This is a genomic window from Blautia sp. DFI.1.216 (genome assembly GCF_020594215.1).
Taxonomy (GTDB): Bacteria; Bacillota; Clostridia; order Lachnospirales; family Lachnospiraceae; genus Blautia_A; species Blautia_A wexlerae.
Genome location: NZ_JAJDML010000050.1, coordinates 17725 through 27285 on the forward strand (window position 1 = coordinate 17725; position 9561 = coordinate 27285).

Here is a 9561-nt window from a genome sequence, read left to right on the forward strand (position 1 = left end):
TACAGGAGGCATAACATAAGATGGAACAGTATAAACAGGAATTTATTGAATTTATGGTAGACAGTGAAGTTCTGAAATTCGGAGAATTCACCCTTAAAAGCGGAAGAAAGTCCCCGTTTTTTATGAATGCAGGCGGATATGTGACAGGTTCTCAGTTAAAGAAACTGGGTGAGTACTACGCACATGCCATTCATGATAAATATGGCGATGATTTCGATGTGCTTTTCGGACCTGCATATAAGGGAATCCCGTTAAGTGTTGTAACTGCAATTGCATTCAGCGAATTATATGGAAAAGAAATTCGCTACTGTTCAGACCGTAAGGAAGAAAAAGACCATGGTGCAGATAAGGGAAGCTTCCTCGGAAGTAAATTAAAAGACGGCGATCGTGTAGTGATGATCGAAGATGTAACAACATCCGGTAAATCCATGGAAGAGACAGTACCGAAGGTAAAAGGTGCGGCTGATGTGGAAATCGTCGGTCTTATGGTTTCTCTGGACCGCATGGAAGTCGGAAAAGGCGGCGTGAAGTGTGCCCTTGACGAAGTCCATGACCTTTATGGGTTTGAAACAAATGCGATTGTTACAATGAAAGAGGTCATTGAACATCTTTATAATAAAGAATATAAAGGAAAAGTAATCATTGACGATACATTGAAAGCCGCAATCGACGCATATTATGAGCAGTACGGTGCAAAATAAGCAAATACAGGTAACAGCGATTTATAAATAAGATATCATGATCTGCGAAAGCAGATCATGATACTGATGAGGACGATTATGAACGAAAAAATTTATAAAACCATGTCTTCCACAGGAGCCTGCAGTCTGACAGTCGGGATCATTGTACTGGCAACGGGAATCGTAACAGGGATCATGATGATCGTAAACGGTGCAAGACTGCTGAAAAAGAAATCAGAGATATTGATATAAAAGGCTTCAGAAACAGGAGAAAACATTGAAAAAAGAAACGAAGCATATCATACGGACACTGGGAACCATTTTGTTTATCCTGTATGTTCTGGCACTGATTTATTTTCTGTTCTTTTCAGAAGAATACGGAAGAGCAGCAATGGAAGAAAGACAGTACAGATATAATCTGATACCGTTTGTTGAGATAAGGCGTTTCTGGGTATACAGAAAACAGCTTGGACTTATGGCGGTAGTTACAAATCTTTTTGGAAATGTAATTGGTTTTCTTCCATTTGGATTTATACTGCCGGTTATTCTGGACAAAATGAGAAGCGGATGGCTGATCGTACTGGCAGGATTTGGGCTTAGTGTTACGGTAGAGGTCATCCAGCTTATTACAAAGGTTGGGTGCTTTGACGTAGATGATATGATATTGAATACAGCAGGGGCGGCTCTTGGATATCTGCTTTTTTTTATCTGCGATCACCTGAGGAGAAAAATTTATGGCAAAAAGATATAGATATGCGTTTGCAAAGAAAAGAGAGGCACAGCAGGGAAAACTGTCAGCAGTGCTGGCGGCTGTTTCACTGGTTTTATTTGTGACTGCAGTTTTGCTGGCATTTTTTTTGCAGGGACAATACGGATATATTGTAGGCGGGATCAGTCTTTGCGCAATGCTTCTGTCTGTATATGGATTTGCGATGGGACTGAAAAGCTTTTCAGAAGAAAACCGGACACACAAAGCAGGTATGATTGGCTCTATTGCAAACGGAATCATAATGATCGGATGGCTGGGAATCTTTCTGATGGGAATTTCCGGCTGATTAACAGGGAAGTCTGATAGAAAAAGGAGAAATATAGTTTGGACGAATGGGTTATGGAACGGTATGAACTGGCGAAAGAAAGAATCGCTCAGATACCGGACGAGAAAATGGCAGAAGAACCGTACTGCGATTTTTTTACAAAAGAAGCAATGTTTTTACAGCAGGTGATTCATGTGATGGACCATGGAATTGCGGGGAAAAATCTTGAAGAACTTCAGGAACAGAATCATGAATTATATCAGGATATTCTGCCCGAAAATTATGAAAATTCTTATGGAAATCCTGCATATGCACAGAAAATGCTGGGAGAATACGGAAAAGTATTTACCTTTCTTTATACAGAACTTCATGGCACGATTGCTTATGCGTTTGAAAAAAAAGCATGGGATCTTACGGTTGTACTTGAATTGTTTCTGGAAATTTATTCTGCATTTACGCAGGAAGAAATTCCTGCTGAGAAACAGGTGAAAGAAATTCTCGTTTCCTATGTGAATGACTACTGTCAGGATATGGTGGAAAATCGGATCAGAGAGGCGATTGATCCTGAGAATAATTTTGTGGTTGAAATGATCATGGATTCTGATCTGAGCGATCTGAGTTATCTGTATCAGTCCGGCGAATATGTATCGGAAAATGAACTGAAAACAGCAGAATTTATGAATTCACTTTCCCAGAGGGAAATTGATGAGATGGCACGTACTTATACAGAAGGCTATCGGATGGGATTCATCACAGGAAGAAAAGATATTACAAAGAAGAAAACGGTTAATATACGTTATCATCTTGGCTTTGAGCGTATGGTAAAAGCGGCTGTTCTTCAGTTCCGGGAGATGGGGCTGCAGACGGTTATTTACCGCCATGCACTTCATGCGGTGAACAGACGGAATCAGTTCAGAAATGGATTTACAGGAGGAATTGCAAATCCGCAGTTTGATTATGACCACAGACAGGACAGTGCGCTGTTTCTGGATCCGGATTTTGTAAAGCGTAAACTTCGTGCCATGCAGACTTCTTATGATGAATACGCAGATTTGGCAGATGTACATGGCGGACCGGCTGTGATCGAGACATTTGGAGAGAAGCCGTTTTCACCGGTAAGTAAACCGGAAAGCTGGGCATTTACAGAAGCACAGCAGAAGCTTCAGCTGGAACTGGACAATGAATCCGGTCAGATCACAAATCGTTATATCAAAGGTGAGGAAAGAAGTTTTACGATCATTGCTTATCCGATACCTGAGATCGGAGAGGATTTTCCGGAAATTTTCCGCGAGATCGTAAAGATCAATACATTGGATTATAAAAAATATCAGAAGATCCAGCAGACGATCATAGATACTCTTGATACCTGTGAATGGGTGGAAATCAAGGGAAAGGGAGAGAATGAGACAGATCTGCTCATTCATCTTCATACATTAACAGATGCGAAAACACAGACAAATTTTGAGAACTGTGTGGCAGATGTAAATATTCCTCTGGGTGAAGTATTTACTTCACCGGTACTTGCAGGAACAGGCGGAATGCTTCATGTTTCAAAAGTATATCTTAACGGACTGCAGTTTTGTGACCTGAAGCTTGTGTTTGACTGCGGACAGGTGATCGATTACAGCTGTTCTAATTTTGAGACAGAGGAAGAGAACCGTAAATATATTGAAGATAATATTCTGTTCCATCATCCGAAACTTGCAATGGGAGAATTTGCGATCGGAACTAATACAACAGCTTATGTGGCAGCGCAGAAATATAATATCGCAGACAAACTTCCGATTCTGATCGCGGAGAAAATGGGACCGCATTTTGCAGTTGGTGATACCTGTTACAGCTGGTCAGAAGATACTCCGGTCTATAATCCGGATGGTAAAGAGATTATCGCAAGGGACAATGAGATTTCCGAGATGCGAAAAGAAGACGTCAGCCTTGCTTATTATGGATGTCACACAGATATTACGATTCCATATGACGAACTGGGAAGCATCCGTACGATTGATGATGAGGGGGATATGATCTCTATTATTGAAGATGGAAGATTTGTCCTTCCGGGTACGGAAGCTCTGAACGAGCCGTTTGGGGAATAAAGGCATTTTCCTATTAAGTTCGGAATACAAAAAAATTTATTAGTTCGTTAAAATATTTCTTTGCATTAATTTTATTGACAGAAAAAGGGAATCTTAGTAGAATCTACGGTTAGAGAGGGTTTTGATAAAATCTTTTCTGACCGTACTTTTTTTATCAATAAAATAAAAACAAAGTCCCGGACAGATAAAATCTGGTCTGTCTGAGAATACTTGAGAAGAAAAGGAGAATAATCATGGCAAAAGTAGGAATTGTGATGGGCAGCGACTCAGATATGCCGATCATGAGCAAAGCAGCAGACATTCTGGAGAAACTGGGAATTGATTACGAGATAAAGATCATTTCCGCACACAGAGAACCGGATGTCTTTTTTGAATATGCAAAAACAGCAGAGGAAAAAGGCTTTAAAGTAATCATCGCAGGTGCAGGAATGGCAGCTCATCTGCCGGGAATGTGCGCAGCAATCTTCCCGATGCCGGTTATCGGAATTCCTATGCACACCACTTCTCTGGGAGGAAGAGATTCCCTTTATTCTATCGTACAGATGCCGTCAGGAATCCCGGTTGCAACAGTCGCTATCAACGGAGGCGCAAACGCAGGACTTCTGGCAGCTAAGATCCTTGCAACATCAGATGAGGAACTTCTTGCAAAATTAAAGGCTTACAGCCAGGAATTAAAAGAACAGGTGGAAGCAAAAGACGCAAGATTACAGGAAGTCGGATATAAAAATTACTAAAAAATAATTACTATACACGAAGTGAACGGTAATAGAAAATAATCTGAAATTGAGAGTAGAAGACGGAGGATAATTATGGATTACAAGACCGCTGGAGTAGATATTGAAGCAGGATATAAATCAGTAGAGCTGATGAAAGAACATGTAAAGAGAACCATGCGCGAAGAAGTGCTCGGAGGTCTGGGTGGATTTTCCGGAGCATTTTCCCTTGCAAAGATTAAAGAAATGGAAGAGCCGGTACTCTTATCCGGTACAGACGGATGTGGAACAAAGGTAAAACTTGCGATGGTCATGGACAAACATGATACCATCGGAATTGATGCAGTTGCCATGTGTGTCAATGATATCGCATGTGCAGGCGGAGAACCATTATTCTTCCTTGACTATATTGCATGTGGAAAGAACTATCCGGAGAAAATCGCAGCTATTGTAGGCGGTGTGGCTGAAGGATGTGTGCAGTCTGATGCAGCTCTCATCGGTGGTGAGACAGCAGAACATCCGGGATTAATGCCGGAAGATGAATACGACCTGGCTGGTTTTGCAGTAGGTGTCTGCGATAAGAAAGATATGATCACAGGAGAAGATTTAAAAGCCGGAGATGTCCTGATCGGTATGGCTTCCACTGGCGTTCACAGCAACGGTTTCTCACTTGTCCGTAAAGTATTTGATATGACAAAAGAATCCCTTGATACTTACTATGATGAACTTGGAACAACACTTGGTGAAGCTCTTCTTGCCCCGACAAGAATCTATGTAAAAGCATTAAAGAGCATTAAAAATGCCGGAGTTCGTGTGCACGCATGCAGTCATATCACAGGCGGCGGTTTTTATGAAAATATTCCGCGTATGCTTAAAGAGGGAACACGTGCAGTTGTGGAAAAGAACAGCTATCCGGTACTTCCAATCTTCAAACTTCTTGCTGAAAAAGGCAATATTGATGAACAGATGATGTACAATACTTATAACATGGGACTTGGAATGATCCTTGCTGTAGATGCAGCAGATGTGGACAAAACAATGGAAGCGATCAAAGCAGCAGGTGACACTCCGTACGTAGTAGGACGTATCGAAGATGGTGAAAAGGGAGTGACTTTATGTTAAAAGTCGGTGTACTGGTTTCAGGAGGCGGCACGAATCTGCAGGCTATCCTGGATGCCATTGACTGTGGAAAGATTACAAATGCAGAAGTTTCTCTGGTTATCAGCAATAATCCGAAGGCTTATGCGCTGGAGAGAGCAAAGAATCACAACATAGAAGCTGTATGTATTTCCCCAAAACAGTTTGAGAACAGAGAAGAATTTCACAGGGCACTTCTTGCGAAGCTGAAAGAAAGTGGTGTAGAGCTTATCGTTCTGGCGGGATTTCTTGTGGCTATTCCTCCAATGATCGTGGAAGCGTATCCAAATAAGATCATCAATATCCACCCGTCACTGATTCCGTCTTTCTGTGGAGTGGGCTATTATGGATTGCATGTACATGAGAAAGCTCTGGAAAGAGGCGTACGTGTGACAGGTGCGACCGTACATTTTGTTGACACAGGTACAGATACAGGTCCGATCATTCTTCAGAAGGCCGTAAAGATTAAATCTGATGATACCCCGGAAGTTCTTCAGAGACGTGTTATGGAGAAAGCGGAGTGGAAGATTCTTCCGAAAGCTATCAATCTTATTGCCAATGACAAAGTGAAAGTGGTGGATGGAAGAGTAGAAACAGAGGAATTTGATACAGAAGAGTAGATAAAGGAGCAAAAATAAAATGAAAGTCTTGATCGTAGGCAGCGGTGGAAGAGAACATGCCATTGCATGGAGTGTTTCAAAGAGTCCGAAAGTGGATAAAATTTATTGTGCACCTGGAAATGCAGGGATTGCAGAACTTGCAGAATGTGTAGATATCGGTGCTATGGAGTTTGAGAAACTTGCTGATTTTGCTCAGGAGAAAGCAATCGATCTTACCATTATCGGTATGGATGATCCTCTGGTTGGCGGTGTGGTAGATGTATTTGAAGCACGTGGTCTGAAAGTCTTTGGCCCGAGAAAGAATGCAGCTATCCTTGAAGGCTCCAAAGCGTTCTCAAAAGATCTGATGAAAAAATACAATATTCCCACAGCGGCATATGAGAATTTTGATGATCCTGAGAAAGCACTGGAATATCTCCGCACAGAAGCCAGATTTCCAATTGTCCTGAAGGCTGATGGTCTTGCACTCGGCAAGGGAGTGCTGATCTGCAAGGATTTGAAAGAGGCAGAAGACGGCGTAAAAGAGATCATGGAAGATAAGAAATTCGGAAATGCCGGAAATACCATGGTCATCGAAGAATTTATGACAGGACGTGAAGTCTCTGTGTTATCATTTGTAGATGGAAAAACTATCCGTACAATGACATCCGCACAGGATCATAAACGCGCTCAGGACGGTGATCAGGGATTGAATACGGGCGGAATGGGAACTTTCTCCCCGAGTCCGTTCTACACAGAAGAGGTAGATGAATTCTGCAGGAAATATGTATATCAGCCGACAGTGGACGCAATGGCTGCAGAAGGACGCCCGTTTAAGGGAATCATTTTCTTTGGTCTTATGCTTACAGCGGATGGTCCGAAGGTATTGGAATATAATGCACGCTTCGGAGATCCGGAAGCACAGGTAGTCCTGCCACGTATGAAGAATGATATCATTGAAGTAATGGAAGCTTGCGTAAATGGAACACTGGACCAGGTAGACCTTCAGTTCGAGGATAATGCAGCAGTGTGCGTAGTACTTGCAAGTGATGGATATCCTGTAAAATATGAAAAAGGTATCCCAATGTACGGCTTTGAAAATTTCAAAGGCAAAGACGGATATTACTGCTTCCACGCAGGAACCAAACTGAAAGACGGTCAGATTGTTACTAATGGTGGTCGTGTTCTGGGAATTACTGCGACAGGCAAAGATTTAAAAGAAGCAAGAAAGAATGCATATGAAGCTACAGAGTGGATTACATTCGCAAATAAATATATGCGCCATGATATTGGAAAAGCAATTGATGAAGCATAAAAAATATTGATGTTTAAAAATAAACAGGAGACAAAGCTGGGATAAAAGTCCCATTCTTGTCTCCTGTTTTATGGTTGGCAGATACTTCTTCTGTCCAAAATGATCTCGATGTAATATTTTTTGAAAGAACGATAGAATCCACATAAATTATTTTGCATAAATAATACGAGCGATTTCCTTTACTTTTCATGCAATCTGTTATAAAATAGAAAAGTGCTGTAAAGCAAAGTTACAGATTGAGATGAATTGTAACGTAGCAGAAACAGCAAGGAGAAAGTTACTGTTCAGCATATGCACAGTAATGGGAGAAATATTATGAACAGGAAAAGTCAGAAAGAGATTCAGGTGACGACACATATGGTGCGCCAGTTTCTGCAGGAGAATGAAGATACCGGTTATCGGGTTTTTCACAGCAATCTTCTGCCGGGTGTGGATAATGTTATGGGAATCAGACTTCCGGTGTTGCGAAAATTTGCAAAGCAGCTTTCTGGTATGGACTGGCAGGAATGGTTTGAACAGGCGGATGACCAGTGGTATGAAGAAACGATGCTTCGCGGATTGGTGAGTGCTTATGCAAAGATGGAATGCAAAGAACGCTTAACATATGTGGCAAAATTTGTGCCGGACATTAATAACTGGGCAGTATGCGATTGCTTTTGCAGTACATTAAAAGATGCAGATAAATACCAGACAGAATACTGGGATTTTATTGAAACGTATTTTACTTCGAATAAAGAATACGAAGCAAGATTTGCGGCAGTCATGCTTCTGGGACATTTTGTGAAGCGTGAATATTTGAAAGAGAGTATCAGACGTCTGGAGAGTATCACTCAGCAGGGATATTATGCAAAGATGGCAGTGGCGTGGGCAGTATCTGTATATTTTGCGGCATTTCCGGATGAGATGCTGACATACTTGCAGGACGGTCACAAACTGGATGAATTTACATATAAGAAATCACTACAGAAGATCACAGAGTCTTATCGTGTTGATAAGGAAATGAAAAAGATCATAAAAGAAATGAGACAGAGAGGATAAAATAATGGGAATCAGCAAAGAAGAAGCAATCAAGGAATTACAGAACAGAGAGACAGTATTTGTTGCATACTCACAGGCTACCAAACTGCCATATGTGAAATGTGACGAAGAGACTTATAATGACCAGGCATGGATTTTTTCCACAGAAGAAGGAATCAAAGAATTCGGCAAAAAAATGCTGGAAGAAAAGGTTCTTCTTATGGGTATGAAATTTACCAAGAAGGATTATCCCAGATTATATGGAACTTTCTATGCAATTGGCGTAAATACAGTTGTATGGGTAGATGGTGAAGATAAGATTGAGATTGATCTTCCTGATATTGCAAAACAGGCAGATATGAGCAAGATTGAGCCGGCTAAGAGACCGCTTCTGAATCCTACACTGGAGCTTTCCGGCATTTACTTTATGCAGGAACTCCGCCGTCCGGTAGAAAAGGATCAGCATGGAAATCTTCGTGAGCTTGAGGAAGAACTGATCGTAAACCTGAAGAAATCCGAATATCTGGTTGCTATGAATGTAGATCCTGAAGATCCTAAGAAGATCAATATTCCGTATCTCAAAAATAAAAAAGAAGAAATTCTCCAGCCTGTATTTACAGACGTTATGGAACTTGAGAAGTTTACAAAAGGTCAGAAGCTGCGTATTGCGAAAGTACCGTTTGCAAAACTTCCGGAGCTGTTAATCGATAAGGCAATGGCTTATGCAGTTAATCCATTAGGCTTTAACCTTGTTCTGAACAGAGAACAGCTCAATAAGATCATTGGCTTAAAATAATCAAGTCATGTAGATGAAATTCAGTTGACAGAAAGAAGATAAAGGGTGTGCATGCTGTGTGAGAACATGGCAGTACACCCCTTTTTGTTTTGAATAACTGCGCGTCGCATTCTCGTTACTTCAGCCTGCAAATAAAAAGTCAATACTAAAATTGAAGAAAGTTAAAAAACTTTACAG

At 41.2% G+C, this 9561-nt stretch carries 11 protein-coding genes; all 11 read left to right on the forward strand.

Annotated elements, in window-relative coordinates; genetic code table 11:
* Positions 1-20: 20 nt before the first annotated feature.
* Positions 21-701 carry an orotate phosphoribosyltransferase gene (gene pyrE, locus LJE11_RS15480; protein WP_025579488.1) on the forward strand — a complete coding sequence of 227 codons (681 nt, stop codon included), beginning with the start codon at positions 21-23 and terminating at the stop codon, positions 699-701.
* 78 nt (positions 702-779) lie between these two features.
* The gene (locus LJE11_RS15485) at positions 780-932 is read left to right on the forward strand and encodes a hypothetical protein (protein WP_022380872.1); all 153 of its coding nucleotides are present in this window, start codon (positions 780-782) and stop codon (positions 930-932) included.
* Positions 933-957: 25 nt separating this feature from the next.
* A complete protein-coding gene (locus LJE11_RS15490) occupies positions 958-1431 on the forward strand; it encodes a VanZ family protein (RefSeq protein WP_008705487.1) in 474 nt (157 codons plus the stop codon).
* Positions 1415-1735, forward strand: a complete 321-nt coding sequence (locus tag LJE11_RS15495; RefSeq protein ID WP_008705486.1) for a DUF6142 family protein — start codon at positions 1415-1417, stop codon at positions 1733-1735. Before LJE11_RS15490 ends, LJE11_RS15495 begins: the two co-directional genes overlap by 17 nt.
* A 53-nt stretch (positions 1736-1788) precedes the next feature.
* Complete coding sequence (locus tag LJE11_RS15500) at positions 1789-3807, forward strand: aminopeptidase (protein WP_044955998.1); 2019 nt, start codon at positions 1789-1791, stop codon at positions 3805-3807.
* Between the two features lie 233 nt (positions 3808-4040).
* Complete coding sequence (gene purE, locus LJE11_RS15505; protein ID WP_008705484.1) at positions 4041-4541, forward strand: 5-(carboxyamino)imidazole ribonucleotide mutase; 501 nt, start codon at positions 4041-4043, stop codon at positions 4539-4541.
* Positions 4542-4616: 75 nt separating this feature from the next.
* The gene (gene purM, locus LJE11_RS15510; protein WP_055151956.1) at positions 4617-5642 is read left to right on the forward strand and encodes a phosphoribosylformylglycinamidine cyclo-ligase; all 1026 of its coding nucleotides are present in this window, start codon (positions 4617-4619) and stop codon (positions 5640-5642) included.
* Positions 5636-6277, forward strand: coding sequence for a phosphoribosylglycinamide formyltransferase (purN, locus tag LJE11_RS15515; protein ID WP_025579492.1), 642 nt, complete (start codon positions 5636-5638; stop codon positions 6275-6277). The genes purM and purN overlap by 7 nt, the downstream gene beginning before the upstream one ends.
* A 19-nt stretch (positions 6278-6296) precedes the next feature.
* Positions 6297-7571 (forward strand): phosphoribosylamine--glycine ligase, encoded by a 1275-nt coding sequence (purD, locus tag LJE11_RS15520; RefSeq protein ID WP_025579495.1) that lies wholly within the window; start codon positions 6297-6299, stop codon positions 7569-7571.
* A gap of 315 nt (positions 7572-7886) precedes the next feature.
* Positions 7887-8609 (forward strand): DNA alkylation repair protein, encoded by a 723-nt coding sequence (locus LJE11_RS15525; protein ID WP_055151962.1) that lies wholly within the window; start codon positions 7887-7889, stop codon positions 8607-8609.
* 4 nt (positions 8610-8613) lie between these two features.
* Positions 8614-9384 (forward strand): SseB family protein, encoded by a 771-nt coding sequence (locus LJE11_RS15530; protein WP_161233751.1) that lies wholly within the window; start codon positions 8614-8616, stop codon positions 9382-9384.
* Positions 9385-9561: the final 177 nt, after the last annotated feature.

Bases quoted from the DNA above. Each gene is read 5' to 3' on its own strand.
- purM (WP_055151956.1), top strand. From the start codon at position 4,617: ATGGATTACAAGACCGCTGGAGTAGATATTGAAGCAGGATATAAATCA.
- LJE11_RS15495 (WP_008705486.1), top strand. From the start codon at position 1,415: ATGGCAAAAAGATATAGATATGCGTTTGCAAAGAAAAGAGAGGCACAG.
- purN (WP_025579492.1), top strand. From the start codon at position 5,636: ATGTTAAAAGTCGGTGTACTGGTTTCAGGAGGCGGCACGAATCTGCAG.
- purE (WP_008705484.1), top strand. From the start codon at position 4,041: ATGGCAAAAGTAGGAATTGTGATGGGCAGCGACTCAGATATGCCGATC.
- LJE11_RS15485 (WP_022380872.1), top strand. From the start codon at position 780: ATGAACGAAAAAATTTATAAAACCATGTCTTCCACAGGAGCCTGCAGT.
- purD (WP_025579495.1), top strand. From the start codon at position 6,297: ATGAAAGTCTTGATCGTAGGCAGCGGTGGAAGAGAACATGCCATTGCA.
- LJE11_RS15530 (WP_161233751.1), top strand. From the start codon at position 8,614: ATGGGAATCAGCAAAGAAGAAGCAATCAAGGAATTACAGAACAGAGAG.
- LJE11_RS15525 (WP_055151962.1), top strand. From the start codon at position 7,887: ATGAACAGGAAAAGTCAGAAAGAGATTCAGGTGACGACACATATGGTG.
- pyrE (WP_025579488.1), top strand. From the start codon at position 21: ATGGAACAGTATAAACAGGAATTTATTGAATTTATGGTAGACAGTGAA.
- LJE11_RS15500 (WP_044955998.1), top strand. From the start codon at position 1,789: ATGGAACGGTATGAACTGGCGAAAGAAAGAATCGCTCAGATACCGGAC.